This is a genomic window from Nostoc sp. NMS8 (assembly GCF_017115045.1).
In the GTDB taxonomy this organism is placed as follows: Bacteria; Cyanobacteriota; Cyanobacteriia; order Cyanobacteriales; family Nostocaceae; genus Nostoc.
This window is the reverse complement of record NZ_JABXKK010000119.1, coordinates 32,775-58,831: the sequence shown is the minus strand read 5'-3', so window position 1 is coordinate 58,831 and position 26,057 is coordinate 32,775. Positions and strand designations below refer to the sequence as shown.

The window sequence follows — 26,057 nt, the reverse complement described above, 5'->3', positions numbered from 1 at the left end:
AATTTTTAACTACAAAGATATAGCACTATATATTGTAGGTTAAGCATCCTATCCGATTTATAAAATATATAGTAGCTGCTCGTAGTCGTCTAGCGTATCAAGAGCAATTGCAACCTCTGGGATGGAAAGATTCAATACTGTATCCGTACATTTTCGGTTTAACGCTTTCGCACCCTGAGCATTTTCAAACTGTATCAGTTCTAATCATCTAAGTTACTAGACTGAAAAACAAACAGACCAATAATAGACCTAATAGCAACAGCAAAGCTTGGTTGCGTTTTACCCAAATTTTCGCCGTTACTGCAAAACTGTTGGTGTAACGCTGCTGTTCTAACTCTAACTTTGTCTCTTCAATATTTTGGTAGAGGGTACAGTCTTTGGCGTAGGGACGCTGAGGAAAATTGCAAGTATCATCAGCCTGATAAGTGCAAGTGTCGCATAGATACCCGTCCCCAATAGCGCGGTGCAATGGAATACCGGGATGACCGTAAGCTTTGAGTGTTGTCCGGCAATAGGGACAACTAATAGCTTGACTATCAACGAGTTGATGACAGTGGGGACAAGATACAGTAGCCAAAACCTTTAGCGCAAATAAGTAAAGTAAACACCTTGATTCTAGCCATTTACGGGGGGAATGGAGAAATACATACACAGCCTGGTAATTTTGAATATGACTAGCTTTCAGAAGTGGTTATTTCATCAGCAAAAGCACTAATTTTATGATGACTTTTGTATTTATTCTAAGTGATTTCTATCACTCAAAATCATTAAGGTTATGGCATAATCTAGCAAATATAAGGTTTTGTCCCAAGTCCAATAATTATTTAGAGGTAGAAAAATATTGCCTTTTAATCCTGAGCTATGCCGTAACGAAAGCGAAGTTGAAAGCAAACTCATAGTGCAATATTTGCTACCGCAGCTAGGTTATACTCCTAACACCTGGCATCAAGAAGTTGCCATTGGTAGCATCCGCTTAGATTTTTTAGCATTTGCCGCGCAAGTGATTCCCTTTGTCTTAGATGCCAACTCACCCCTGAGTGTCGTCATCGAGGCAAAACATCCCAAACAAAACTTAAATAATCATGTCCCCCGACTCAGGCATTATTTAACCAGCTTGAATGTCAGGTATGGATTGCTGACTAATGGCAAAGAGATTAGAATTTATGAGAAATTACAGACTGATATCAAACTAGTATTTAAATGTTCTAGCAAAGAAGTTGAGACTCAATTAGAGACTATTAAATGTTTAATTGGTAGATATAGTTTAAAAGAAGGACAGTTGGTAGATCAACCAGAAGTTCAAATAACTGAAAAAAATTCCAATTTTGAAATAAAGAGAAAACATTCAATGAAAACGATTGCAATCTACCACAATAAAGGCGGCGTTGGTAAAACTACTGTTGCAGTAAACCTGGCGGCAGCATTACGTAAAAAAGGTAAAAAAGTACTTCTGATTGATATAGATTCTCAGGCAAATACTACTTTTGCGACAGGATTAATAAAATTTCAATTTGATGAAGATGATGATTTACGCGAACAAAATGTATCTTGTTTATTAGAATCATCAGATTTCAATTTTATACCAGAAATTATGCGTCAGTCTCATTATTTTAATAATCCAGAAATAGATGTGGTTCCATCACACATTAACTTGATTGATAAGCAAGATACACTAAATAAAATAGCCGTAAGCAAAAGTAGGCTGATTTCCAAACTCAAAACAGTAGAAACTGATTATGATATTGTAATTATTGATACTCCCCCATCAAGAGATTATTATGCTGAAGTTGCCCTTATTGCTTCTGATTATTTAATAATTCCTTCAGATTTAAAACCATTTGCAAATCAAGGTTTACCAACAGTCAAAAACTTTCTAAAGCAAATTAATGAATTCAGAGTACTTATTGGGAAGCAACCCATTAACATAATAGGAGTTCTATCTTCTAAAATTTCTACTAACGCTAAATTTTTGCAGTACACTTTTCCGAGACAAAGAAGTGTTATATCTGATCGGTATGACTTACCTTTAATGGAAGCAGTTATTTATGATAGAACCTCTCTGTCAGAATGTATGAATAATACTATAACAATAGGAGATTTAGAATATCCAGATCCAAAATCAGTTATAAAATATGCAGAATCGAAAGCTAATGCTCAACAATCTGCTATGGAATTTGAGATGTTAGCCAAAGAAGTTTTAGAAGAAATAGGAGTTAGTTAATAATGAAATTTTATACTGTAGATGTAAAAAATATTACTTGTGATATACCTGCATCCAATTTCTCCGATGATGCTTTAAATAGCCTCGCTGATATGATTATAGAAAGTGGGGGAATTATCAGACCATTAGTTTTGAAAACTACAGGTTTAGAGACTTATGCAGTAATTGATGGATACTTTGAATATTATGCTGCTGTTAGAGCAAGAGAAAAAAAACCTCGTCAATGCGAAATGGTCAATGCCTTTGTAATTTCTCCTAAGAGTGAAGATGAAATATTTAAGCAAGTAGCTGCATTTAGGGGATTGGATTTTGATGAGAGATCAGAAATTAAAACTTCAATTAAAACAAATCATTCAGAATCGATTTCAAAAAATAATGAATTTAATTTGTTGGAAAAGCAAATTAATGATTTAAGGTCAGAATTGGCACAAGAGAGACAGAAACTATACGAAACTCTGAAATTGATTGAAAGTCAGATACCCAAACAAATTACACCACTAGATGCATTTAATAGTCTAAGTTTACTAGAACTGACTTTCAGATTAAGAAGCGCTGGTTTTACTGATAAAAAAGCTATTCAGGTTGCTGAAGGTGTGGAAAAAGAGCGTAAAAATAAAAACTTTGAATCTTTGAAAGATGTATTAACAAGAGTAAAAATTGCCAGTGGCAAAAAACAGATTAAAGGTATAAGTAGCGATAAAATGGTAGATATTGTTGATAGCTGGACACGGCTATTGTTCATTTAAAATTTAGTTACATCTTAATTGCAAGAATAATTCGGGGCTAATATGGATAGTCTGGAATCTAAAATTTTTGAAATTTTGAAACGTGGCACTCCCTTAAGGGCAGTAAAAATTGCTGATATATTGGGAGTTGAAAAACGGGAAGTCAACCATTACTTGTATTCTTCATTAAAAAATATGGTTGTCCAAGATAGCGATTATAAATGGTCATTGAAGAAAAATGAAATAGGTAATAATCAGCGTATCCCAACTCAACCACAAATACCTCAAAATCAATCATCAAAACCCATAACGCAAAATAACGTCTACAGTTTTACCAAAAAAGAAATTCGACAAGATACTCCGATTCAACCACCAATTAGACCAAATCAATCCTCTGAACCTGTTAAGCATGAAAAACTGGATCAATTTCGTCAGCAACATTTTCAACCAAACTCTCAAGCTCCATCCTCACAACCTATAAAGCAAAGTAATCCTTACGAAGTTGTCAAGAGAGAAGTTGCTCAATTATCTTCCGAGGAAAAGGTAAAAATTATAGAAAATGCTTTTAAACAAGATAGATATGCAGAGCTAGAAGATGAGCAGATAAATGCTTTGCAATCAATTTTAGAAGAAGCTAGGCGGGAAGTGAATATAACCAATACAGCTTATACACAAGGAAAACTAAGCTTTTGGAAGACTAACTCTTTAGCGATCGCACTTGTATCCATAGCTTTAACTCTTGGTACATTATTCTTAATTACTCAACTTACATCCAACTTAACTTACCAACTTACCCCAACTATTCCACAAAATAGGTAGATTTGCAAATCCCTTTGCGATTTCGGCCTCTTCTTCTCCACAGGGAGCATCCCACTTTTGCAAATTGACTAAGATAACAGATTGTCATTGCGAATGAAGCGAAGCGGAATGAAGCAATCGCAAGGTCTAGGTGTTGCGATTGCTTCGCTCCATTTCATTACGCTCGTAATGACAAAATATGTTTTTACACATTTGGGATGCTCCCTTTCCACATGACGTAAAAGTCAGTTGCACAATTATGTCAATCTCTAACCCCGCACCTGTCGCAGTGCATTAAACGCCTTACCTCGCAACCCAATAGGTAACAACGATAAACCTAAACCAGTCCAAGCTTTAGGAGTTGAAAAAGACTGTCCTGCTAAAACTAGCTCTCTGCCTTTTTGCGTTTCACCCTTTTCAATTAAACGTAAACCTAATAATAATTTTGTTTCAGTTAGACGATTTTTCCTGATTGTCTCTATTTTTTCAGACTCAAACTTATAATTTTCTAAATACCGGATTTTATCAAATAAATAAGGAATAGCTCGATTGATACCTTGCTGCTCTGCATGGTAGCGATATTCCATCAATAATTCTGGTAAATAATAGCCCTTTTTTCCAGCTAAAGCCAGACGCACAAATAAATCATTATCCTCACAATTTTGCAGATTTGCCTGCATATATCCTAATTCTTGCAATGTTTTACGGCGAAATAATGTTGCCCCAACTTGAAAGCTTTGCTGAATAAATACCACTTCCAACAAATTATTTACAATCCCTGCGGGTAAATTATTCCTACCCCAGCGATGAGAATTTTCTTGAGTTTTTGCCTCATCTCGTACATTGTTAATATCAATTATCCAATGGTCTGTACCAACGAAATCAATGCTAGAGTCTTGAGTAAGAATAACTGCGGTACTTGCGAGAAAATTGGGTGTTAGCCGATCGTCATCATCAAATTTAATAAAATATTCACCGCTGGCTGCATCAAAGCCAGAGCGCATATTATTACTTTTACCAATATTTTGCAGATGACGGATATATTTAATCCGCTCATCTGTGTACTGTGACATCAACTCAGGTGTGCCATCCTTAGAACCGTCATCACAAACAATTAGCTCAAAGTCTTGCTCAGACTGATTAAGTACACTGTCAATAGCATAAGGAAGGAGATGAACACGATTAAAAGTAGGAATGCAAACAGTAATTTTAGCCATACTATCTACTAATAACTGGGTGAAGATGAAGCTATTTTAGTTATGGATGATACTAATATTAATATTACGCGCTGTTTGTCTGCATTGGTAAAACTCGTGCTGTGGTATAGCTTCTCCCAAAAATGCCCCGTGTCCTTGAGATTTCGACTAAAACACATGGCAAGGTAGATAAATAACAACAGACTATCAAAAAATCATATCTCAACCCCCGATATCGAAGCTAAAATTGCAATTTTAGAACTGAGGTTGCTTCCCTCAATCAGCAACTTCCCGTTTCTCCTATTACTTGGTGGAAAACCATTCTAGAGGCAAAAATTTCATAATATTTGTTACTTTCTTTAAAGTTTTTAATTCTGGTATATCTGGTTTTAATTTTTCTGCGATCGCTAAATTTGGTTCAGCTTGTAAAGGTTGAAAATTATATAAATAAACAAAAGCTAAATAAAGATATGTGTAAGGATTTTCAGCATCATATTTAGTTAATTCTATTAAATTTTGGATTAGTTCTGGAACTTGCCGCCGTAAAAGTTGTGATAACACTAGAGTGTAACGCCAATTTAAATTATTTGGCTCTTTTTGTAGATGATAATTACCTGCAAATTCAATTTGTTTTAAATAATCTTGAGTAGGATCGTATTGATTGAAATTACTTATCTGTACAAATAGATTATCTAATTTTCCCTGTTGTAACTCTTGTGCTAGTTGTGAACTCCGGGTAACTAAATCTAAAGGTGGCGATTTTTCTACTGTTCCTACATTTGTCACATTTACAGTAATATCTGGAATATTTAAAGATGTGATTTTATTGTTTCTCCTATCTAAATAGAGTGCTGATAGTTGATATTTTCCTAGTGGTAGTGTTTTGGGAATAAATGTGGCTAAGTCCTCTTTTACCCGGAAACTTCCTTCTGGGTGACATTTGATGCCACAGTATAAATTACCCAAGCCAATGGCATGATCGTGATACCAATATGATTGGTCATTTTGCCATTTTAACAGTAATAGTCCATTTTGCAAATCATCCCATGAACCTGTTATTTGATAGGTTACAGGGTTATTTTTATCTAAAATTACTTGCTGAGAAATTTCAACTTTTTCTAGATTAATTCCAGACTCAGTATTACTTATTTTTTGAACAACCACATAAGGATTTTTGCGGTGATATAATCGCAATTTATCTCTACCAGGTAATATCCAATCACCCTGTAATTTCAAATCAGTAGAAGATTCCACTAAAGATTTTAATTTCTGTTTAGTTTCTCCACTTTCTCCCGGCTCATTTGGTTCATTCTCTCTGGTGACATACCAAGAGAAATATTGTAAATCTTGCTCTAGGCGAGATAAGTTTGTTGTTAATTTTCTGCCATATACGCGAAAGTCTGCTAATGTCCCAAAATAATCTAAAGTAAACTCATTTATCTGAGGTGCTGAAACGGGAATTATCCCTAAATTTGACCTTAAATATACATCTGTTTCGTTGATTTTATTTATTAGTTTATCCAGGGGATATTTCCTAGCATCATCATTAGGTAAATGTTTACCACCCCATGTTTGAATTAGGGGTAATGGAAACAAATTATTGAGTAAAATTATGCCACTTAACACAATGGCAATTAATCTTAATATATCAAAATATATATTTTCAATTAAGTTGAATAAATCAGCAAATATTAAACTAATTATCGGAAAGCATGGCAGAATAAATCTAATATCTTTATTTGTGCCCAAAGTACAAATTATATAGCTACTGAGTAAGGTAACTAATAACCAAATTCGAGCCGATTTATGAAGATTTCCTGAAATTAAATCAGTATTAAATCGATATTTAATCAGATAAACCAATAAAATACCAATACTCACAGACAATATTGGTAAACCAACGCTTTCTGGAATCATCTGTGGATAGTATAACCATCCAGCAATAGTTGTAGCAGAAGGATCGCCCTCCCCTTTTCCGACTTTGTTAGCGTTTAATGCCGATGTAATAATCGTTAACCAATTTACGCCATACCAAAAATGACAAATTAACCAAGCTATCATCAAAGATAAGCAAGTTTGAATTAGCTTGGTTAATTTACGTTTTCTAATAAAACTAATTAATGTCCAAATACTAGGAACTAAAATAAAAATAATCCCTGTAGGTTTAGCCAACATGATTAAACCTATTCCTATGCCCAATACAATAGTTAAACTCCATGATGGAAACCGAATATAACTATCTTTCCAAATCGTCAGAACTGTGAAAGTTAGGATAACAATTGCTGTCAAACCATAATCTATTAAATAATCTGTCCGCATAATTCCCAAAATAGGAAATAACAGACAAAATATGCTGGCGGTTATGCTAGTTTTTCGGTTTTTAAATAAGAAATTCCCTAAATGATACACTGAAAGTATAATCATCGCAGTGTACAATAAATTGACCAAACTTGCTTGGTCAGATCCCCGTCCAAACAACATCAAAAATGGTACTGTGCAAATATATACGAAAGGAGCGCGATAACTTGGAGTTAATTGCCACAGAGATAACCACCAATCTCCTGAGAAAATATTGAAGTTTTGAAAAACTTTATAATGATACAGTGCTACCGTTAAATGTGCGCTTTGATCGTAGGCTGGAATCGATTCATCTAAGAAAAACCAAGTTCTATCTATAGCTAATGCTATCAGCCAAATTATTAAGAGGATGATATAGTCTTTTCGTTGCTGATAATGGTTAAAATAGCTCATATTTATTCACTCAAAAACAAATACCAATTATATATCTGTCATGTATCGCCGTTTAACTAACGATTGCCACAGATAACAGAAAGGCTTCTAGCACTGGGCATCAGTAAGGGCGATAGATCGAGTTTCCAGTAATTTGGTTTGCGCTTATCGTAGGCGATCGCACTCACACAACTTGACTGCGCTGCACCAGTCCAAAATAGGCGGCGAAAGAAGCGATCGCAAATATAGCCATCACACTAGACATGGCGATCGCTGTATGACCATCATAAAGAAATGCTACTAATCCACTAGCGACAGCACCAGCCAACATCTGCATAAATCCGACTACAGCAGCAGCAACCCCAGCACTTTCTGGGACTGGCTGAATTGCACCGTGCATCGCATTGGGTGAAATAATCCCCCGACAGAAGGTATTAATTACTAATAATGGCATCAGTGTTATTACTTGAGCAACACCACTCACTGACACAATTACCAGGGCGATCGCTGATGCTGTAGCAGTCACTAATCCCACAGTCAACAAACGTGAAGGTAACACACCTTGAATACTCAACCGTCCATTTAAGAAAGAGCCTGCCATAATACCGAAGGCGGTGGAGGCGAACAACCAACCGTAAGTTGCGGTGGAAACATCAAAAACGTTGAGCATCACCAGGGGAGAGCCAGCAACATAAGCAAACATACAGCCAAAGTTAAAAGCATTAACAAGGGCGTAACCAAGACAGATTGGGTTGGTGAGAATGCGCCCGTAATTTTTAATTAAGCGAACTGGTTGGATAGCATCTACATCACGATGCCCTATAGATTCACTTAGTCCTAGAGCAATAGATAACACTAGCAATAAACCTGCGATCGCAAGTGTCCCATAAATAGCCCGCCAATTAGCCACCATCAGCACTCTACCGCCGATTGTCGGTGCAATCATTGGTGCTACACTCATCACCAAGTTGACATAAGAGAGTTGGGCGCGTGCAGTTGCACCCTCAAATAAATCGCGGACAATCGCCAATGTCATCACCATACCAGCACCAGCACCAGCACCTTGAACCAAACGCCAAGCGATGAGACTACCGATTGATGGTGCAACAGCACAGGCTGCTCCTGCTAGCGTGAAGAGTCCACAGCCAAATAGCAAAACTGGTTTGCGTCCAAAACGATCTGAGAGGGGGCCAAAGACAAGTTGGGCAAGGGCAAAGCCAAGCATGAATAAACTCAGCGTTAACCCTACAGACCCAGAAGATGCCCTTAATGCCTCGCTAATTGTCGGGAAAGCTGGTAATCCCATATCGATTGATAGGGGTGGTAGAGCCGAGAGTGCCCCTAAAAATACAGTGAAGCTCAAGGTGTTAGGTCGAATTCGCATTCTTTTAATTGAAAATAGCTGTAATACCTTGAATGATGACAGAGGGATGCTGTTTCTGGTTATCTGGCTACACTACTATAGCAATGCAGATATCACTCTGGGCAAAGATAAGTAGATAAACAAAATTAATTGCGAATGCAGTGTACCCCTACAGGGATCTTGCTATGCGGTAGTGTCTCCAAGAGTTGCGAAATGTACTCCTTTCGGAGAACTTACATTTTAAGTCAGGTGAAGCCCTACAAAGTATCCGAGCATCTGTATTGATCGTTCTCTTAGCAATCGCTAGCTATGCCCTTCTTCCACATAACAGGCTCCTTACCTCTAATCGGAATCTGCCAAATTTAAACACTCTCTCTACATTATCAGCAGCAATATGTCAAGTGTTCGGTAAAAAAATCCGATAGGATTCGCTGTCCATCAAAATTCTGAAACCCAGCCACATCAGCACAAAGGGGAAAATCTTGCTAGCATAACGGCTGAGTACCAAAGCGATACCAGGTAGACGAGTTAGATTATAAGACATAAACAGCCAGCAAAAAACAATGAAATAGCAAACTGGTACGATTACACTGAGATTTTGGATTGAGCTAGTGGCAAACAGAGGGATATAGATCCCAAGATTGTTGCCGCCGTTGGAAATAGTTACCGCAGAGACGCGATAGGTCTGGGGATCGCGAACTACGTCCCAGAGCGATCGCTTTCTAGAATCAAATCCATGAAATTTAGAGTTTCTTTTCAGATTGGCTGACTTATCTTCGGCTGAATCATCCTTATTTAGGTTGAGCAAATTGTTCAAGCCAATGAGTATCGGCAAAATCCCCAGTAGACCAGTCCAAGTTGACGGAATTGCTAGACCTACCAAGAACCCAATGAAACTTACTATCACTAAAGCCGTGAACCCCAGAATCTCACCAACTACAACATGCTGAGGACGAAAAGTCCGATTAACCTCGCTAAAAAAAGCAGTCAGATAAATATTGTCGTCAAACGTTGTTGCCACAGCCGTAGCTAGCCCGATCTTAATTGTTGCAATTAACCAATCCATCACCAATCCTCACTCAACACCTATCTGATAACCGAAACTAGCGATCGCTCAACCTTTGTAGAGAATTACCACAATATCGATATGATAATGTGAGTATCGCATATTAGGTGTAACTCAGAGCAAATCTGGTAGCTTATACATATCAAGCGGTGCTTTGACTTTATCCCCCATCTCCAATTCATCCAACAATTGCCATCACCTATATTTATCTATTTATTAAAGGAGTCATTATGATTAGCCGTTTGATTGACCTTCTGCCTAGATGCACAGGTCAAAACATCTTACGGTCGTTCAGATCAACCACTCGTAGATCGGCTACCTATAGGTTTGCAGTTCTATTTTCCATCGGACTTGTCTCGATTTTGGTCTTACCTCTAGTTTTTGACGGTCATGCTATTGCTGCTTCTGAATCTGGTAATCAGTTCCAACTATCCAAAAGCTCCACAATCCAATTGCTGGAAACCGTGGGACTGTTTACGGGGGGGATAATTTTCTGTATAGTTTTGGATCGCTGGTTTTCTCAGCGTTCTGCTCAATCTAGCAACACGCCCTTAGCAGAGCAAGCGCGGCGGCTCAAGCAACTCAAAATTGGATATCCAGAGGGAATGACAAATCTGGAAGTTCTCCGCGATCAAGGCTTGCTGGAAAACCGTTTGCGACCTTATGGGCTGATTATTACCTGGACAAGTTTTTTATCAGCCTCTTCTCTGATAGAAGCACTAAGCAATGGGACAATTGATTTCTGCGGCGGCGGTGCCACAGCCAGCATCTTCTCTCAAGCGGCAGATCATGTATTTGTGCGGGTGGCTAAAGAAAAATATACTGCTCCCAAAGGTCAAGCAATTTTAGTGCCGGAAGATTCACCAATTCAGACACTAGCAGACCTGAAGGGTAAAAAGATCGCTTTTGACAAAGGCTCAAGCGCACATTATATACTTGTGCGATCGCTGGCAAAAGTCGGCCTCGATTTTAACGATATCGAGCCAGTTTATCTTACACAACCGGAGGCGCTGCCGCGATTCCGTCGGGGTGAACTCGATGCTTGGGTGATTTGGGTTCCCTACACAGCAACCCAAGCCCGAAGCGCTTATCCAGGGCGATCGATTGCAGACCTAGAAAGCATATTTGGTGACAAAGCCTCCGTGGAAGTTCCCACCTATTACTATGCAATTCCCGAATTGGTACGCGACTATCCCGACTTACTCAAGGTGATTTTAGAAGAGGTAAACGAAGCTGGAACTTGGGCTAATAAACAGGAATTAGAAGCTGTTCAACGATTGGCAAAACACCATGAAATCGATCCATCTATTGTAGAACTTTTACAGAAACATAGTGGCGAACGCGCTATCATTCCGATTGACGACCAATCGCTCAATGCTTTACAACATCAGGCAAATATATTTAGAGATTTAAATCTAATTCCTGAGCGGGTGAATGTGAAAGATGGAACCTATAGTTTGCAGACTAAGCAAAACTGGACTTATTAATCTGATTTTCATACCTTAACCTCGTCCATTTTGAAACCTGGAGTTCTTAGGGAGAGTACATTATTTGTTCATGCCTTGAGTTATGAGCTTTAACTAATTCCAAAAAACTATGGTTTTCAAGGTAGACGCGGTTTAATTTAACTGACACGATCAGCTGTTCCATATTTAAATTGCATCAGATGGGCACTCATGTTGCCCACCCCACAAGAGTTATGTTTAATTCGATTATGCAAATTAGATGTTTTTAGCTTATTAAATGCGAAGTAATAAAAGACCACTTCTTAAAACTTCATTCCACAGAGACAATTTTTGAACTTCTAGCAAAGAAAGAGGCTGATTTATAGATAAAGGTAGCTCTTTTTGCAGATATAGTTGCCACCAGCCGACATCATGCCATTCACTAAATTTATATCCAACTCTGCGAAATACACCTACAGGTGAAAAACCGACAGCTTCATGCACAGCAACACTTGCTGGATTAGGTAAAGCGATCGCAGCAAAAACATTATAAAATCCTTGGAGTTGCAGCAACCCAAAAAGGGAAGTATACAAAGCTTTAGCAACTCCTTTTCTGCGATGTTCAGCATTTACGTACACGGATGATTCTACAGACCATTGATAGGCAGCACGAGTCCGGTAGGGAGTAGCATAGGCATAACCTAAAAGCTCACCGTTAATTTCACACACTAGCCAAGGCATCTGCTGTTGATAGTTATTAATGCGTCCTTCAAATTCCGTTTGCCTGGGAGGCTCTATTTCAAAAGAAATTGCAGTTTCCCGCACAACTGGCGCATAAATTGCCAGCATTTTTAAGGCATCACTTTCATGAGCTAGTCTAATTAGAGCCTTCACAGCAGATCCTTTTTGGGTTTTAATTATTATGGAATAGGGAATAGGGAATAGGGAATGGAAGAATTAGCCCCGCATCTTGATTTAAAAAGGATTGTTTGAACTTTGCCAATGCTGCTAGAATGCATCGATGTCAAAAAAGCAACATTTATTAAATAAAAAACCCGGCTGGTCTTTGGATGAGCGAGATCCAAAGTTCATAGAATCTCTGATGCCTGTGTTTGGCTTTTTCTATCACCACTATTTCCGAGTTAAAACTAGTGGCTGGGATAATATTCCACCCCAACAAAAAGTTCTATTTGTCGGTTCGCACAATGGGGGACTCGCAGCACCCGACATGGCAATGGTGATGTATGACTGGTTCCGACGATTTGGTGTAGATCAACCCGTTTATGGTTTGATGCATCCCAAGGCTTGGCAGGTTAGCACGCCACTAGCGCAACTAGCCGCCAAGGCTGGAGCAATTATCGCCCATCCGAAAATGGCTTATACTGCCTTACACTCTGGAGCTAGTGTACTAGTATATCCTGGTGGAGCCGAAGATGTCTTCCGACCGTTTTATTTACGTAACAAAATCTATTTTGCGGGACGGCAAGGATTTATCAAGTTAGCGTTACGGGAAAATGTGCCGATTGTGCCTGTGATTTCCTGGGGCGCTCACGATACACTCATTATCATCGCTGACTGCTACAAAGTTGTGCAGCAACTCCACGAGTGGGGGATGCCTTGGCTATTAGGTATCGACCCAGAAGTTTTTCCAATCTATCTCGGACTGCCTTGGGGATTAGCAATTGGCCCATTACCCAATATTCCATTGCCAGTGCCCATATATACGCGGGTTTGTCCGCCAATTATATTTGAACGCTACGGTCGTGAAGCAGCTAGCGATCGCTATTATGTCAATGAATGTTATGAATTAGTTGTTAGTCAGATGCAGCAAGAGTTAGACCGCTTAGTGGAACTAACTGCTAATGCCAATTCTCTTTGAGTAGTTATTACTTAGAGAACTCATAACTCATAACTGTTTTCCTAACCACCGCTAACTGGTGGAATCAGCACAACTTCATCCCCATCTTGTAGTAGTGTATCTGGTTCGACAAATATCAGATTAATCCCAAACCGAGTTATATCGCGCCATTGGGAGAGTTCAGGGTGTTCAGCTATGAGGTGATCGCATACTGATTTAACTGGCATACTATTAGGAAATTCCAGCACCAACTCCGAAACCCTAAAGGCTTCTTGATAAGCAGCGAACAACTTGACGGTAACGGTGATTGCAGATTTAGACATAGAACATACTTTGGCAGTACGAGCAAGTTTTTCAATACTTGACAAGCACCCTGAACTGTTGGGGTTAATTATACATTACTAACTGCATGATTTCATATCATAATCAAGTGCGGTGAATCACTTATGATTACCGTATCTGTGCAAAAATCCCAAAAGCCTCTTTCCCCCTGCTCCCCGCCCCCTGCGCTTTAAATGATAAGTCTTTAGCCGGACATGATATCATGTCCATTTCAGTCCGGCTTGAGCCAGAATTAACCCACGCGCAACGGCGTGGGATTGAAGCAAGACCGACAATTAATTGTTCCCCTTTTCCTCTTCCATGACTATTCAGCATTGAGGATTTTTGGTACTTTGAAAAATTCGCCTTCCTGTTCAGGCGCACCATTGAGAATACTTTGTCTGTCAGGGTAGGGTTGCAACTCATCCTCTCGTGTGATATTACTAACATCAATTGCCCGTGTTGTTGGGGCCACGTTAGTGACATCAAGTTCATTCAGTTGTTCAATATAGTCCAGAATACTTCCCAACTGAGTAGTGAATTGTTCTTCTTCTTGTGGAGTCAACTCTAAACGAGCAAGATTAGCTACCTTGTGAACTTGTTCTTGGTCAATCATATTTTTTAGTGGGGAGTGGGGAGTGCAGAGTTAGGAGTAGATGATTTATAATTCCTAACTCATCACTTTTAGAAGAATACGTCAATTTGCGATCGCCCGGTGGTTTTCAGCCAGTTTTGGGCTTCGATGTAGTTATTGGGAGCCATGCGAATAGCACGAATCCAATAGTCTGCGGCTTGGTCAAAAAGTGCTTCGCCAGCCTCGTTATCTCCAGCTTCTTTTTCCTTTTCGCCTTGGTAGTGATAAATCACGGCGATATTGTTCAAAGCTTGGGGTAGGCGTGGGTTTAACTCAATTGCCTTGTGATATAGTTCTAAAGCCTTTTGGTGGTCGCCATTGCTGGCATAGATTAGCCCCATATTGTAGAAAATATAGCCGCGATCGTTAGTATCTTCCTCTAGTGTTAGAGCTTCTTCATAGTATTCCAATGCCTCAGCATATTCCCCTTCCGCCTGGGCCGACATACCATCTCGATAATAAACAAACGCTTCTTTAGCTTTTTTGTTAGTTGGCAGGATCTTCAAAATGATATCCGCCATCACTGTAAAGGATTTGTCAACAAAATTATCGTTTTTCTGTGTTCTTGGCATATTTGTCTCTGGGTATTGCGTATTGCGTACTGGGGCATTGGGCATTGGGCATTGGGCATTGGTTATTTTCCTTGTCTCCCCAATTCCATAATTCACTCAATAGCTAATTTAACTGATTTGCGGGGGCATTCTCCTGACTGAGGGGTACGATACATTCTGAACTATTATGCCGAGAGTTGTTTACCAAGGTGCTAACTGGATATGCAGTCATTGCTGGCGCTGGATAGGGACGCAATAGCTGCTGTAGGGTTTGGGGCGTTTGCACTTGGGAATCTAGCCATAAATCGTAATCTTGTGGCTCCAGAATCACTGGCATCCGCTCATGAATGGGTTGGAGTAATTCGTTAGCTGCCGTTGTCAAAATTGTACAAGAGATTATTTCTTCGTTAGCAGGGGTTTTCCATCTCTCCCACAAACCGGCAAAGCCGAAAGGTTGCCCATCTTGGAGACGAAAATAAAATGGCTGTTTCTTACCTGGTTGGCGTTGCCACTCATAAAAGCCATCAGCTAGCACTAAACAGCGTCTATGCTTGAAAGCCGAACGAAAAGATGGTTTTTCGGCAACGGTTTCTGCTCTGGCGTTAATCAGCTTTGCCCCGATTCCCGCATCTTTCGCCCATGACGGAATTAACCCCCAATGCAACTGCTTAAATTCACGCTTTTCGCTTTCGGGATTTTGTAACACTGTTGCCACCATTTGCGTAGGTGCGATGTTATATTCAGCTGCTAAATCTGGAACTGACTCCACATGGAAAACTTGAGATAATCCTGCTGCCAACTGGTTTAGCGTAAATCTTCCACACATACTTTTATTCTCGACCACTGACTAAATTAAACATCTCAATCTAGAAATAAATAATACTTTTTTTTATTTTCTCAGATAATTTTATGTAGTACGTTCAGATGCTAAATACAAAAAAAATATCCGGTTTTGGGAAAATCTTTTGGTAAGATATTGTATTTTGAACCTTTACTTATTAGCATTTTCCTAACTGTATTTTAACATGGAACTACTGCGTCTGTACGATTTTTTACCTTCTGGCAATGGTTATAAGATACGTCTTTTATTGACACAACTAGGTATGCCTTTTGAGAGAATAGAGCTTAATATCTTGAAAGGTGATACTCGCACACCAGAATTTTTAAGTAAAAATCCCAATGGGAAGATACCTATTTTAGAAATCGAGCCAGAGAAATATTTGGCAGAATCAAATGCCATATTGGTGTATCTGAGTGAAGGCACAGAATTTTTACCTTATGACCGCTTTTTACGAGCGCAAGTGCTGCAATGGTTATGTTTTGAACAATATAGTCATGAGCCTTTTATTGCTACATCAAGATTTTGGATTTCTATTTTAGGTAAAACTGAAGAATATAGTCAAGCTATCAAGCAAAAACGTGAACCAGGTTATACAGCACTTAACTTGATGGATAAACATTTAACTTCTCACACTTTTTTTGTGGGCGAGCGCTACACAATTGCTGATATTGCCTTATTCGCTTACACTCATGTAGCTGATGAAGGCGGGTTTGATTTAACACAATTTCCTGCAATCAAAGCTTGGATAGAAAGAGTCAAATCCCAACCAAGCTATATCAGTATTACACAAGCGTAAAAATTCGATTTTGCAAGTTTTTGTCTCTCGTTTCTTGGCCCTAGTAGAGGATTTACTGGGTGAGATATAGCCTCACATTCAGGAGGAAGTAGAGTCTTCTAAAAAGGTATTGTTAAACAGCAGTTAAGTATCTGTATCAATTTCTATCAGCTTTTGCCGAGAAGACAAACCTGATTTAATTCTGATATGAGATTTGGGTATATCAAATTTATCTGCTAATAGTTTAATTAATTCTTCATTAGCCTTACCATCGACTGGGGGCGATTTTAAATACACAGTTAGACTACCATCAGATTGTTCTTCAATCTTTTGCTGTTTTGAATTAGGCTTAACCTTGATTCTTTTTTGCATAACCTATTCTGTATAATTGTTGCAGCCACAACCAACCTAAAACAGAACCAAATAAATAATGAGGAAAATCCCACCAAACAAAGGTTGTACCAAGTAACAATTTACCTATCAAAGTAGCGCGAATTTCCTCTAATAGTGGCGGATGCCAAAGTTGCAAGAATTCTAGTATACAGGTGATGACAAAAACCCATATAGGAATTTGGATTACAGCCGCTCGACTTCTGAGAAACCAAAACGCGAACAGACACCAAAATATTTCGTAAAATACAGCCGCTCCGTAGTCGTTAAACCAGTGATGGGCAGGCCCATTATAATACTTAAACAAAAAGCCCATCGGTACAACGATGAGTACAGAAATAATAAGAAATATTGTTTGGTTACGATATCGAAGCATTTTCTATAGGCTAGAGACTAAGCAAAATTTTAACAGCCCGAACAACTAGAAGTCTTGACTACACAAACTTAGGTATAACTTTACTCTTAAGCAACGCTTAGGTGAATGTAAATTTTAGTCTATAAATTCCTCTTTAAGCTCTTATAGCGGTTCCCACTCAAATGCGGTACAAAATTACATCGCAAGGTGTAGGGGCAATGCATGTAGCATTGGTGTCAACTTAACGTGAAACCGCTTGTCCGCCGGGAATTTCAATTCCCGTCTCATAGCTAAAGTCATCTAAAGATGACTAAATACAGCGCTTCCCGCTATTATGCAATACAATTTTCTCCTTGTCCCTCTCTTAGCATAGCTTTCAGCTTTGAGAATGTACCTCATAGCTGCCGTAAGTGCTGTATCGCCAAAAATTTCCAGTGGACTGAAGTAGACTTAAGCCTAAAAGCCAAAGAAATTTATTTCCGGGCGGGCATGGAAGCCAACAGTTAAGCTATTTCCAACTTAAGTTGACACCAATGTGCATGTAGACGCAAAGCGGCTTCCCGCAGATTTCCCCTACGGGTGTACCTCACGTGAACGAGAACTGCTATATGTCTATTTTCTTTGTGCCTCTTATCTCTAAAAGTAATTTATTTAACCGCAGAGGCACAGAGAACGCTGAGAAAAAAACAAAGATTTTACGAACTTGTTAACACACCTTGTTTTTTGCTTCTGACTGTGTGATACTTTCGTTTAAATTCACAAAATACTGTATCTCTATTAACTTACAGTATTTTTAAAAATATTATGCAGTTGAAAATAATTATAAATTGCTTAGACTGGGCGCTCATTTTGCCCACCCCACAAGAGTTATATTTAATTAAATTATGCAAATTAGATGTTTTTTAGCTGATTACTCAGGAATTTTAAATGCAAGAACGAAGTTTATTAAAGCAGCGAGGAGAGGCATAAAATAATGAAATTCAAGCAATTTCACTCTTGGAGTTTATTGATTGGATTAGCACTGCTAACCTTTGTATTCGTGGCTTGCACTTCTAGTAATCAAATAGCTTCAAAAGTTCCAGAAAAAGTAACACTTGCCTATCAACCAGGAATCAACTATGCAAATTTACTAATTGTCAAACAGCAGCAAATTTTAGAACAGCAATTTCCACAGACAAAGTTTGAATGGAAAGAATTATCGAATGGTGCAGCAATTCGGGATGGAATTCTTGCAAATCAACTACAAGTTGGTGCAGGTGGCGTTGGGCCATTTCTTGTTGGTTGGGACAAAGGTGTAGGATGGAAAATTTTAGCTTCACTTAATCATAGTGAGTTTTGGTTGGTCGTCAAGAACTCGAACATAAAAAGTTTAAAAGATTTTAAGCCAGGGATGAAAATTGGCTTACCGTCTCCTGATTCTCTTCAAGCAATTGTACTACGTCGGGCAGCACAAAAAGAACTAGGTAATGCTACAGCCCTCGATCAGAATATACAATCTCTCGCTCACCCGTTAGGGTTACAATCTCTATTGAATGGTCAAATTGATGCACACTTTACAACACCACCTTTCCAATTTCAAGAAGTTGAAAAAGGTGGTAGAGTCATTCTCAAGAGTTCTGATGTTTTTGGTAAGATTAGTGCTGCCAGCATCTTTACTACGGAGAAATTCTACAATCAATATCCTGAATTTGGCAAAGCTTTATATACTGCGATCGCAGATGCTACTAAACTCTTGAATGACAAACCTGATGAAGCGGCAAAAATTCTCTCACAGATAGATGGTGCTAAAATCTCAGCAGAGCAATATAAAAAGTGGATTACCGATCGGGCTGTAGAATATGGTCTTGAGCCAAGAGCTTTCCTGAAATATGGAGAATTTATGCATGAAATAGGTATGCTAAATCAGCAGCCTAAATCAATTGATGAATTAATTTTACCGACGCTTAAAGGCGTTGGAGGAGATTGAATTCATGGCGAAATTAGAGCCGTTAATCATAGCAAACAGTGTTCAAATTATCTACAAAGAAGGTAAGCATCGGTTTACAGCTGTAGAAGATGTTAGCTTTGCTGTGAAACCAAAAGAAAAGTTTGTAATTATTGGCCCATCCGGTTGCGGAAAGAGTAGTTTGCTAAAAGCGATCGCAGGTTTTCAGCCCATCAGCAGCGGCGAATTGTTGATGAAAGGCAAAAAAATCACTTCTCCAGGGCCAGATAGGATGGTTGTTTTTCAAGATTTTGAGCAACTCTTACCTTGGCAAACTGTACGGCAAAACATCGTTTACGCCCTCAATATTACAGGTAAAGCAGCTAGCACCGCTAATGAAGAGGCTTTACACTATCTCAATTTAGTTGGAGTCTCAGCAGCCGTAGATAAATATCCTCATCAACTATCGGGAGGGATGAAACAACGGGTAGCGATCGCCCGTGCTTTGGCTGTGAAACCGCAAATTCTGCTCATGGATGAGCCTTTTGCTGCCCTAGATGCCCTGACACGTACTCAACTCCAATACGAAGTCAACGCTATTTGGCAAAACACAGGCGTTACGATTATTTTAATTACTCATTCCATACAAGAAGCTGTGTACTTGGGACATCAAGTTTTAGTGATGAGGCCGGTACCTGGAACTGTGAAAGAAATTGTCGATACAACGCAGATTGACGATATTAACAGCAAAGAATTCGCCAATATGGCCGCCCATCTACGTAGTTTACTGGGTGCTGATTCCCGTAGTGATACTAAATCGGCAAAGGAAGTATTGTTTCAGGAGTAATAGACTGGGGACTGGGGGGTAGGAAGAGTTTTCTTCTCGTGCATAAGCATAGCTCACCGGAGGCATTGCTGCGCGAACAAAACTTGGGTGTTGGTCTGAATCCCCAGAACAATTTTCCCAGTCCCTTCTTCAACTAATAAAACTGTTTAAACTCTCTAAAGTACTATTGAGAACAGCACGATCAATTGAGTAGTATCTTGCTTGCCCTTTTTTATAGTTCTTCGCCAAACCTGCTTCCGTCAAAACTTTTAAGTGGTGACAAGAAAGAGACAAGCTAATATCCAACTGCTCGGCAATTTCTGAACAGCTAATTTCGTCAGTACTCAAGAGTAAATCTACTAATCGCAGGCGTGTTGGATCTGAAAGAGCCGTGAAGATTTTCGCACGGTTTTCGTAATTTCTTTTCTCAATCATCCCCATATCATAGCAAGCTCCGGCATTTTACTCAAATACTCAAACAATCATTTGACCATTTTGCCAAAATTCTGTTATGCTGAATACTCTAATGGTTAAATAAGTATTTAACTATAATCATCTAGTACTGAAGATTCCTGACGAGATCGACGTTAACAAATATCAACTGCTACTTTGAGTCAAATGGCAACATAGCTGAGGCGTGTTGTAAGTTTGCTGACGCCGTTAGATGTAATTGCGATCAATTGCTGAGTATTGAGCGTTAATTACACTCCAACTCAACTCTAGGGGATTTTAATCTGTCTGAACTTCTTGAACAAGGATGTAAGCAATGAGTAGAGACAATCGTTTTTTCTCTGACCTGAAACACGTTGAGGCAGAACTGAACTACCTCACCCCGATGGCAGAAAAGCTTGTCAACTATGCCTATGAACCCCCAGCAGGGGTTCCCCGCTCCAACGGAAAGTATGAGACACACAAAGTTCCAATCCGTAATGCACGGGAAATTTCAGATAAAGTATCCTTAGAGCGCCAAGGCTTCGACTTTACCGCACATAAAAGTAAAGTCAGTGATTTCTATGATGAAGATGAGATCCGCAGCGTCTATTATCCTGAAGCCAAGCAATTATTGAAAGAGTTGATAGGTGCAACAGAAGTACTGATATTCGATCACACTCTTCGTAACGCTGAAATTTCGCAGCCAGGCGAGAACGAAATTAGGGAACCAGTCAAGCGCGTGCATAATGACTTTACAGCCAATTCTGGCTATACTCGCGCTCGCAAGGTATTGACAGAGCAGGGAATAGATAACATCGATCAAGCGCTGCAAAAAAGGTTTGCACTGATTAACATTTGGCGACCGATCGCACCAGTCCAGGAATCACCATTGGCAGTGTGCGACGCTCTGAGTATTGCACCTACAGACTTGGTGGCGGGCGATCTCTTGTATCCCAATTACGCTGGTGAAACTTACTCAATCACCTATAACCCATCACATCAATGGTTTTATTTCCCGCAGATGCAGCAAGACGAAGCGCTATTTATTAAGTGCTTTGACTCCGCAGAAGACGGACGGGCTAGGTTTGCCGGTCATACTGGCTTTGATGACCCTACTAGCCCATCGGATGCTCCACCTCGTCAGAGTATTGAGTTAAGGACGGTAGTTTTCTACCCCGAATAGATTAAATGACTAAGAGGCAGGGGAGCAGGGAGCGGGGGGCAGGGGAGAAAGATTCTGGAATTCACCTGCCAGAAGGGTTTCAGAGCCAATAAATTTATTTATGGGGTTTTCCCCCTGCTCCCTGCCCCCCGCCCCCTTTCCTCTTCGTTGACGTCAACGGTCAATATTTTTAACTGCGCTTAAGTCTTTATCCTCGCTGTTACTGCACACAGGATAGACATAAGCGCGGTTTTTTGGGTACTTCTGAGCCTCTGGTTGTTCCGACTGTCTAAAATACAGTAAATAAATACTACGGTAAATCTATCGAGATAGTGTATGATATTTTCAGTTGCGATCGCTTCTTATGGAATTTTGCTATCAAGTGCAAGAAAAATTCCACAGGAAAAGGATAAATGCGAACACGACTCTATAAATCAAACCCTGGAGAATCTATATGGGCTACAAACATATTGAAGTCAAACAAGTAGCTGGTTTCATCGGTGCTGAAATCGGTAACGTAGACCTTTCCCGTCCTTTGAATGACGATCAAGTAAAAGAAATTCGTAAAGCACTATTAAAGTGGAAAGTCGTATTCTTTCGGGGACAGAACATCGATCATGCTGCCCAAGTTGAATTCACATCCCGTTTCGGCGAAGTGACTTTCGCGCATCCACTCGGAGAGCCTGAACCAGTTCCAGGATTTCCGCAGCTCAAACCTGTAGACCGTAAGCTGTATGAGAAGCAGTATGGTTTTCGCACTGGAGGCCCTTGGCACACAGACGTAACAGCGGCAATCAACCCGCCAGCAGCGTCAATTTTACGCGCGGTTAATGTTCCTAGTTTTGGTGGTGATACCCAGTGGAGTAATTTGGTTGCAGCTTATGAGGGTTTGTCAGCACCTCTACGAGCGCTAGCAGACACATTGAAAGCTGAACATCGCTTCAATGGGGGCGGGTATCAGCCCAGTAACAACAAGTTCTCCGAACGGATCGCTGTTAATCCACTAGTTTCCATCCACCCAGTAGTCAGAGTTCATCCTGAAACTGGTGAGCGGGCGTTGTTCGTTAACCCTGGTTTCGTCTCCCACATTGTTGACGTGTCACCACAAGAAAGCAAGCTGCTGCTTGAGTTGTTCTTCAACCAAGTTACCAAGCCTGCTTACACCACTCGCTTCCGTTGGAACAACGGTGATATTGCCTTCTGGGACAACCGCGCTACCGTGCATTTAGCACCTCAAGATTTGGATCATTTGGATATTGAGCGTTTGTTATATCGCACCACTATTACTGGTGATGTTCCAGTTGGGGTTGATGGTTTCCGCTCAGAAGTGGTTCACGGTGAAGCGTTCAGTTCCGAAGTACCAACCGTCTTCAAGCAAAAAGCCCAGAATCTAGAAGCACAACCAGTACTTTCATAAGCTAAAAAATACTAAATTGGGCTGCGTCAGATGCAGGCAGCCCGGTATTAGGGACTTCCCATAAAAAATAATCAAGCTTTATTCCAGAGCCTTTGTAGAGACGTAGCAGTGCTACGTCTCTACATTCTTTTTCACAGATGTTTATGGATATCTTCTGCTACCTGCACCCACTACACCGATTTTGTGGCGATAAGAGAGTTCAGCACCGAACCAACCAGAAAGACTAGTCAGCGTACCGACAACAACCGATAGTAACAGTCCCCAAGGTAGTATTCGGGATTCAGCGTCACCCAAGCGTATGAGAAAGTTGACGAGTGATAAAACTAGTAAAGAAACGTTAAGTATCAAATGTGCCCAGCCGGCGGTGCGCTTGCGGACTCGTTCAATTTTGAAAAAGTCGCTAAGACCGATCGCAGCAGCGAGTAAACCTCCAGCTAATCCGAGTCCGATTAACCATAATGAAGCCCTAGCCCAGAAGAAATCACCAGTTAACCAGTAGCCAATGTCACTTCCCAAGGCTGCGGCTAAAAAAGCTATGGGAAAGATCACACTCAGGGGATGTAAAGGATGTCCGGCGATCGCAACTGTGCTAGGTACACCGCTATCAAGATACTCACTATCGTTACTTTCAATAACTGGTGGAATATTTGGAAAAGGTGTTGAATTTGTTGGCGTTGTTTCTGTAGTTTCCATTCTTAGTATCCTGAATTTATGAGCGTTATATTTTTAAGCTGAAGGAATTTTTTCAATATAAGCTTCAGCTTGTAAGATTAGTTTGCCTAGTTCTACTTTTAGTTGTTTGACTTGCAGACTCATACCTTGTAAATCAAAGTTACTTAAATTCAAAATTTCGCTAGTTTCATCGAGCAAAGCTTTTGTCAAATCTGGTGATATTTCCTCAGTTTCGCCATACTCGACATTTTCCAAAGCAATACTTTTTCCATTGGCGCCGATCCTGGGGACTGCGGAAAAAGCAACTTGCTGATTTTCACCTGTTTCTACTAATTTTATACTCGCATTTAGTACCACTTTACCATCACCCGGTAATCGAAAATCTATATTTTGAGGTTCAATAGTCCTGAGTTGCCCGTTAATATGTATCTTTTGACTTTGCAGTTGCGATCGCACATATTCGGAGTTGAAGGCACGATTAATATCAGCTTCGGTTAATACAACCAGTGTATGAGCTTGAGTAGGTTTAGTCAGTTCAATTTTGCCAAAAGCCACGCTTAGAGGATTAATAGCAACACCAGTCATTTGCATTTCCAATTCCTCTATACGAAGGTCTTTTTGCATAACCAAACCTTTACCTTCGATTGTGACTGCATCCACCTGTCCCTGAATCAGTTTCAGCGGGTCTGTGTTGATGTTTACATCTAAATTTTCTACTTCATCTAATTGGCTAGATAATCCTATTTCTGTCGCTTTATTCAGCGCTTGCTCTCCTAATCCAGGATTGTCTGGCATTATGTAAGTTAACTCCTAATTTTAATAGTGCATACTTGAGTAAATTTAATAAACTAACGGCAGAGTTTTATCTATCTGGCGATGGAATATAGATATAAATGTTGTCTGTCTAATTTCAAATTTAAATTTGACCTCTGTATCGCTTGTATTTTTAATTACTTCTATGCCTGGATTGATTTGTTATAGAATTGACATAAACTCTTTATTAGATTGAGTTCTCCTAACTCATGACACTTAAATCCTTTTATACAATGCTTTCAGAACGTTTTACCGTAGCCCTCATCTACGCCACCCAACTGCACGCCAACCAAGTTCGTAAAGGTTCAGGTGTACCCTACGTTGCCCATTTATTAGGTGTCGCTAGTATTGCTTTAGAATACGGAGCAAATGAAGATGAAGCGATCGCAGCTCTCTTACACGATGCGATCGAAGATCAAGGTGGCGACGCAACACGAGAAGAAATTCGCCGTCGCTTTGGTGACAATGTAACAGCAATTGTAGATGGTTGTACTGATGCTGATACAACTCCCAAACCCCCTTGGCGACAGCGCAAGGAAGCATACATCGCTCATATTTCTACTGCTTCCCCATCAATTCTGCTCGTGTCATCAGCAGATAAACTTTACAACGCCCAATCCATTCTCAAAGATTATTGTGTTTTGGGTGATTCGCTCTGGGAACGTTTTCAGGGGCGTAAAGAAGGGACTCTTTGGTATTATCGGGCGCTTGTGGATGCCTTCAGAAAGACTAAAACCACTATAATCATTGAGGAATTAGAACGGGTAGTTACACAAATTGAACTATTAGCATCTCAATAAAAAATTTTATCTATCCAGAATTAGCAAAAAGATTCGTAGTGAACTAGACAAATAGCCTTTTTACAGACACGATATAGTCATGTCTCTCACAAATAAAGTTTGGCTTTTAGGTTCTCTCTCTCGATAAAAAATCTTTCTCTCGGTAGATAGGTGTACTTACATTATTATGACTGCTATGTTACCAATATGACGATAGTAAGACAAAACACCCTAAATCCAAGCGTAAGTCCTTCAGTAAGTCCTCCAAAAAACTTGTCAGAAAAGTATATGGAAGCAGAGCGGATGCATGATGTTCTGCTTTTACTGCAAAACTTGATTAACAGTGAAGAAGCCACTGTAAAACTAATTCTGGATTGTCTTTATGATGTTGGTTCAGCGAATCTGATCAATCAAAAGTTTCGCCTGAAACCCTTAAATAAGGTGATGAAATTAATTGCTCGAATGTCAAAACCAGTTTTTAAAGTCATAGCTTTTAATTGGTTCAAAAAGAACTGTCCTCAATTGATTACTAATTGGCTACATAAGCAGGTTGCTTTTGAAAAGCCCCAAACTACACCCGAACAAGTAGCGATCGAAGTTGTGCAACTAGAACCTTATGCTATACCACAGACAGAAAATCTCAGCCAAGAGATTCAAAATCTGCGCTTTCAGATTAGATGGCTAGCTGGGATTTCAATAACAGCGATCGCTATTTTGGTAGTAACAGCCATTCGGTTAAACTGAAACCTATGAATTATTAATA

General features: G+C 39.7%; 27 protein-coding genes. 12 read left to right on the top strand and 15 right to left on the bottom strand.

Annotated features, from left to right (window positions below; genetic code table 11):
- Positions 1-208 precede the first annotated feature (208 nt).
- The gene (locus tag HWQ39_RS32830; RefSeq protein ID WP_292854158.1) at positions 209-577 is read right to left on the bottom strand and encodes a zinc ribbon domain-containing protein; all 369 of its coding nucleotides are present in this window, start codon (positions 575-577) and stop codon (positions 209-211) included.
- Positions 578-841: 264 nt separating this feature from the next.
- On the opposite strand from HWQ39_RS32830, the gene HWQ39_RS32825 reads away from it, so the two are divergent.
- From HWQ39_RS32825 to HWQ39_RS32815, 3 genes are read left to right on the top strand one after another with little or no spacing between them, the layout of a single operon-like run.
- The gene (locus tag HWQ39_RS32825) at positions 842-2,221 is read left to right on the top strand and encodes an AAA family ATPase (RefSeq protein WP_292854156.1); all 1,380 of its coding nucleotides are present in this window, start codon (positions 842-844) and stop codon (positions 2,219-2,221) included.
- Between the two features lie 2 nt (positions 2,222-2,223).
- A complete protein-coding gene (locus HWQ39_RS32820) occupies positions 2,224-2,967 on the top strand; it encodes a chromosome partitioning protein ParB (protein ID WP_292854154.1) in 744 nt (247 codons plus the stop codon).
- A 42-nt stretch (positions 2,968-3,009) separates the two neighbouring features.
- On the top strand, positions 3,010-3,765 hold the full coding sequence (locus HWQ39_RS32815; protein ID WP_292854152.1) for a hypothetical protein: 756 nt from the start codon (positions 3,010-3,012) through the stop codon (positions 3,763-3,765).
- A 248-nt stretch (positions 3,766-4,013) separates the two neighbouring features.
- Here the strand turns inward: HWQ39_RS32815 and HWQ39_RS32810 are convergent, their stop codons facing one another.
- From HWQ39_RS32810 to HWQ39_RS32795, 4 genes are all read right to left on the bottom strand, one after another.
- The gene (locus HWQ39_RS32810) at positions 4,014-4,961 is read right to left on the bottom strand and encodes a glycosyltransferase (protein WP_292854150.1); all 948 of its coding nucleotides are present in this window, start codon (positions 4,959-4,961) and stop codon (positions 4,014-4,016) included.
- A 282-nt stretch (positions 4,962-5,243) separates the two neighbouring features.
- Entirely contained in the window at positions 5,244-7,691 is a 2,448-nt protein-coding gene (locus tag HWQ39_RS32805; protein WP_292854148.1) for a glycosyltransferase family 39 protein, read from the bottom strand.
- Between the two features lie 163 nt (positions 7,692-7,854).
- Positions 7,855-9,054 carry a multidrug effflux MFS transporter gene (locus HWQ39_RS32800; RefSeq protein ID WP_292854146.1) on the bottom strand — a complete coding sequence of 400 codons (1,200 nt, stop codon included), beginning with the start codon at positions 9,052-9,054 and terminating at the stop codon, positions 7,855-7,857.
- A gap of 376 nt (positions 9,055-9,430) precedes the next feature.
- Positions 9,431-10,099, bottom strand: a complete 669-nt coding sequence (locus HWQ39_RS32795) for a cadmium resistance transporter (RefSeq protein WP_292854144.1) — start codon at positions 10,097-10,099, stop codon at positions 9,431-9,433.
- Positions 10,100-10,461: 362 nt separating this feature from the next.
- Here HWQ39_RS32795 and HWQ39_RS32790 point away from each other — a divergent pair, with 362 nt between their 5' ends.
- Positions 10,462-11,586, top strand: coding sequence for an aliphatic sulfonate ABC transporter substrate-binding protein (locus HWQ39_RS32790; protein WP_292854142.1), 1,125 nt, complete (start codon positions 10,462-10,464; stop codon positions 11,584-11,586).
- A gap of 252 nt (positions 11,587-11,838) precedes the next feature.
- On the opposite strand, the gene HWQ39_RS32785 is transcribed toward HWQ39_RS32790, so the two are convergent.
- Positions 11,839-12,438 (bottom strand): arsinothricin resistance N-acetyltransferase ArsN1 family B, encoded by a 600-nt coding sequence (locus tag HWQ39_RS32785; RefSeq protein WP_292854140.1) that lies wholly within the window; start codon positions 12,436-12,438, stop codon positions 11,839-11,841.
- Between the two features lie 127 nt (positions 12,439-12,565).
- Here HWQ39_RS32785 and HWQ39_RS32780 point away from each other — a divergent pair, with 127 nt between their 5' ends.
- Positions 12,566-13,423, top strand: a complete 858-nt coding sequence (locus HWQ39_RS32780) for a lysophospholipid acyltransferase family protein (RefSeq protein WP_292854138.1) — start codon at positions 12,566-12,568, stop codon at positions 13,421-13,423.
- Positions 13,424-13,464: 41 nt separating this feature from the next.
- Here HWQ39_RS32780 and HWQ39_RS32775 read toward each other — a convergent pair whose 3' ends face one another.
- From HWQ39_RS32775 to HWQ39_RS32760, 4 genes are all read right to left on the bottom strand, one after another.
- Complete coding sequence (locus HWQ39_RS32775; RefSeq protein ID WP_292854136.1) at positions 13,465-13,725, bottom strand: MoaD/ThiS family protein; 261 nt, start codon at positions 13,723-13,725, stop codon at positions 13,465-13,467.
- A 323-nt stretch (positions 13,726-14,048) separates the two neighbouring features.
- Entirely contained in the window at positions 14,049-14,339 is a 291-nt protein-coding gene (gatC, locus tag HWQ39_RS32770; RefSeq protein WP_179064808.1) for an Asp-tRNA(Asn)/Glu-tRNA(Gln) amidotransferase subunit GatC, read from the bottom strand.
- A 68-nt stretch (positions 14,340-14,407) separates the two neighbouring features.
- The gene (locus HWQ39_RS32765; RefSeq protein WP_292854133.1) at positions 14,408-14,929 is read right to left on the bottom strand and encodes a photosystem I assembly protein Ycf3; all 522 of its coding nucleotides are present in this window, start codon (positions 14,927-14,929) and stop codon (positions 14,408-14,410) included.
- A gap of 103 nt (positions 14,930-15,032) precedes the next feature.
- Positions 15,033-15,734 (bottom strand): SOS response-associated peptidase, encoded by a 702-nt coding sequence (locus HWQ39_RS32760; RefSeq protein ID WP_292854131.1) that lies wholly within the window; start codon positions 15,732-15,734, stop codon positions 15,033-15,035.
- 199 nt (positions 15,735-15,933) lie between these two features.
- Here HWQ39_RS32760 and HWQ39_RS32755 point away from each other — a divergent pair, with 199 nt between their 5' ends.
- Positions 15,934-16,545, top strand: coding sequence for a glutathione S-transferase family protein (locus HWQ39_RS32755; RefSeq protein ID WP_292854129.1), 612 nt, complete (start codon positions 15,934-15,936; stop codon positions 16,543-16,545).
- A 123-nt stretch (positions 16,546-16,668) separates the two neighbouring features.
- On the opposite strand, the gene HWQ39_RS32750 is transcribed toward HWQ39_RS32755, so the two are convergent.
- Complete coding sequence (locus tag HWQ39_RS32750) at positions 16,669-16,896, bottom strand: DUF167 domain-containing protein (RefSeq protein ID WP_292854127.1); 228 nt, start codon at positions 16,894-16,896, stop codon at positions 16,669-16,671.
- Positions 16,874-17,290, bottom strand: a complete 417-nt coding sequence (locus tag HWQ39_RS32745) for a DUF2809 domain-containing protein (protein ID WP_292854125.1) — start codon at positions 17,288-17,290, stop codon at positions 16,874-16,876. The genes HWQ39_RS32750 and HWQ39_RS32745 overlap by 23 nt, the downstream gene beginning before the upstream one ends.
- A 952-nt stretch (positions 17,291-18,242) precedes the next feature.
- Between HWQ39_RS32745 and HWQ39_RS32740 the strand changes: the two genes are divergently transcribed.
- Both HWQ39_RS32740 and HWQ39_RS32735 read left to right on the top strand, forming a co-directional pair.
- On the top strand, positions 18,243-19,235 hold the full coding sequence (locus tag HWQ39_RS32740; protein ID WP_292854123.1) for an ABC transporter substrate-binding protein: 993 nt from the start codon (positions 18,243-18,245) through the stop codon (positions 19,233-19,235).
- Positions 19,236-19,239: 4 nt separating this feature from the next.
- A complete protein-coding gene (locus HWQ39_RS32735; protein WP_292854121.1) occupies positions 19,240-20,040 on the top strand; it encodes an ABC transporter ATP-binding protein in 801 nt (266 codons plus the stop codon).
- A 129-nt stretch (positions 20,041-20,169) separates the two neighbouring features.
- On the opposite strand, the gene HWQ39_RS32730 is transcribed toward HWQ39_RS32735, so the two are convergent.
- The gene (locus HWQ39_RS32730; RefSeq protein WP_292854119.1) at positions 20,170-20,454 is read right to left on the bottom strand and encodes a metalloregulator ArsR/SmtB family transcription factor; all 285 of its coding nucleotides are present in this window, start codon (positions 20,452-20,454) and stop codon (positions 20,170-20,172) included.
- 331 nt (positions 20,455-20,785) lie between these two features.
- Here HWQ39_RS32730 and HWQ39_RS32725 point away from each other — a divergent pair, with 331 nt between their 5' ends.
- Positions 20,786-21,634 carry a CmcJ/NvfI family oxidoreductase gene (locus tag HWQ39_RS32725; RefSeq protein WP_292854117.1) on the top strand — a complete coding sequence of 283 codons (849 nt, stop codon included), beginning with the start codon at positions 20,786-20,788 and terminating at the stop codon, positions 21,632-21,634.
- Between the two features lie 433 nt (positions 21,635-22,067).
- Positions 22,068-23,030 (top strand): TauD/TfdA family dioxygenase, encoded by a 963-nt coding sequence (locus HWQ39_RS32720; RefSeq protein ID WP_292854115.1) that lies wholly within the window; start codon positions 22,068-22,070, stop codon positions 23,028-23,030.
- Between the two features lie 141 nt (positions 23,031-23,171).
- On the opposite strand, the gene HWQ39_RS32715 is transcribed toward HWQ39_RS32720, so the two are convergent.
- Together HWQ39_RS32715 and HWQ39_RS32710 are read right to left on the bottom strand one after the other, a co-directional pair.
- Complete coding sequence (locus HWQ39_RS32715) at positions 23,172-23,723, bottom strand: DUF2231 domain-containing protein (RefSeq protein ID WP_292854113.1); 552 nt, start codon at positions 23,721-23,723, stop codon at positions 23,172-23,174.
- 33 nt (positions 23,724-23,756) lie between these two features.
- The gene (locus tag HWQ39_RS32710; RefSeq protein ID WP_292854111.1) at positions 23,757-24,497 is read right to left on the bottom strand and encodes a DUF2993 domain-containing protein; all 741 of its coding nucleotides are present in this window, start codon (positions 24,495-24,497) and stop codon (positions 23,757-23,759) included.
- A 251-nt stretch (positions 24,498-24,748) separates the two neighbouring features.
- Between HWQ39_RS32710 and HWQ39_RS32705 the strand changes: the two genes are divergently transcribed.
- Positions 24,749-25,315: an HD domain-containing protein gene (locus tag HWQ39_RS32705; RefSeq protein WP_292854168.1), complete on the top strand. Its 567-nt coding sequence runs from the start codon at positions 24,749-24,751 to the stop codon at positions 25,313-25,315.
- Positions 25,316-25,582: 267 nt separating this feature from the next.
- Positions 25,583-26,038 carry a hypothetical protein gene (locus HWQ39_RS32700; protein WP_292854109.1) on the top strand — a complete coding sequence of 152 codons (456 nt, stop codon included), beginning with the start codon at positions 25,583-25,585 and terminating at the stop codon, positions 26,036-26,038.
- Positions 26,039-26,057: the final 19 nt, after the last annotated feature.

What these genes read in the sequence shown, in the direction of transcription:
- HWQ39_RS32820 (WP_292854154.1), top strand. Translation starts at nt 2,224, where the DNA reads ATGAAATTTTATACTGTAGATGTAAAAAATATTACTTGTGATATACCT.
- HWQ39_RS32815 (WP_292854152.1), top strand. Translation starts at nt 3,010, where the DNA reads ATGGATAGTCTGGAATCTAAAATTTTTGAAATTTTGAAACGTGGCACT.
- HWQ39_RS32810 (WP_292854150.1), bottom strand. Translation starts at nt 4,961, where the DNA reads ATGGCTAAAATTACTGTTTGCATTCCTACTTTTAATCGTGTTCATCTC.
- HWQ39_RS32805 (WP_292854148.1), bottom strand. Translation starts at nt 7,691, where the DNA reads ATGAGCTATTTTAACCATTATCAGCAACGAAAAGACTATATCATCCTC.
- HWQ39_RS32800 (WP_292854146.1), bottom strand. Translation starts at nt 9,054, where the DNA reads ATGCGAATTCGACCTAACACCTTGAGCTTCACTGTATTTTTAGGGGCA.
- HWQ39_RS32795 (WP_292854144.1), bottom strand. Translation starts at nt 10,099, where the DNA reads ATGGATTGGTTAATTGCAACAATTAAGATCGGGCTAGCTACGGCTGTG.
- HWQ39_RS32780 (WP_292854138.1), top strand. Translation starts at nt 12,566, where the DNA reads ATGTCAAAAAAGCAACATTTATTAAATAAAAAACCCGGCTGGTCTTTG.
- HWQ39_RS32775 (WP_292854136.1), bottom strand. Translation starts at nt 13,725, where the DNA reads ATGTCTAAATCTGCAATCACCGTTACCGTCAAGTTGTTCGCTGCTTAT.
- gatC (WP_179064808.1), bottom strand. Translation starts at nt 14,339, where the DNA reads ATGATTGACCAAGAACAAGTTCACAAGGTAGCTAATCTTGCTCGTTTA.
- HWQ39_RS32765 (WP_292854133.1), bottom strand. Translation starts at nt 14,929, where the DNA reads ATGCCAAGAACACAGAAAAACGATAATTTTGTTGACAAATCCTTTACA.
- HWQ39_RS32760 (WP_292854131.1), bottom strand. Translation starts at nt 15,734, where the DNA reads ATGTGTGGAAGATTTACGCTAAACCAGTTGGCAGCAGGATTATCTCAA.
- HWQ39_RS32755 (WP_292854129.1), top strand. Translation starts at nt 15,934, where the DNA reads ATGGAACTACTGCGTCTGTACGATTTTTTACCTTCTGGCAATGGTTAT.
- HWQ39_RS32750 (WP_292854127.1), bottom strand. Translation starts at nt 16,896, where the DNA reads ATGCAAAAAAGAATCAAGGTTAAGCCTAATTCAAAACAGCAAAAGATT.
- HWQ39_RS32745 (WP_292854125.1), bottom strand. Translation starts at nt 17,290, where the DNA reads ATGCTTCGATATCGTAACCAAACAATATTTCTTATTATTTCTGTACTC.
- HWQ39_RS32740 (WP_292854123.1), top strand. Translation starts at nt 18,243, where the DNA reads ATGAAATTCAAGCAATTTCACTCTTGGAGTTTATTGATTGGATTAGCA.
- HWQ39_RS32735 (WP_292854121.1), top strand. Translation starts at nt 19,240, where the DNA reads ATGGCGAAATTAGAGCCGTTAATCATAGCAAACAGTGTTCAAATTATC.
- HWQ39_RS32730 (WP_292854119.1), bottom strand. Translation starts at nt 20,454, where the DNA reads ATGATTGAGAAAAGAAATTACGAAAACCGTGCGAAAATCTTCACGGCT.
- HWQ39_RS32725 (WP_292854117.1), top strand. Translation starts at nt 20,786, where the DNA reads ATGAGTAGAGACAATCGTTTTTTCTCTGACCTGAAACACGTTGAGGCA.
- HWQ39_RS32720 (WP_292854115.1), top strand. Translation starts at nt 22,068, where the DNA reads ATGGGCTACAAACATATTGAAGTCAAACAAGTAGCTGGTTTCATCGGT.
- HWQ39_RS32715 (WP_292854113.1), bottom strand. Translation starts at nt 23,723, where the DNA reads ATGGAAACTACAGAAACAACGCCAACAAATTCAACACCTTTTCCAAAT.
- HWQ39_RS32710 (WP_292854111.1), bottom strand. Translation starts at nt 24,497, where the DNA reads ATGCCAGACAATCCTGGATTAGGAGAGCAAGCGCTGAATAAAGCGACA.
- HWQ39_RS32705 (WP_292854168.1), top strand. Translation starts at nt 24,749, where the DNA reads ATGCTTTCAGAACGTTTTACCGTAGCCCTCATCTACGCCACCCAACTG.
- HWQ39_RS32700 (WP_292854109.1), top strand. Translation starts at nt 25,583, where the DNA reads ATGGAAGCAGAGCGGATGCATGATGTTCTGCTTTTACTGCAAAACTTG.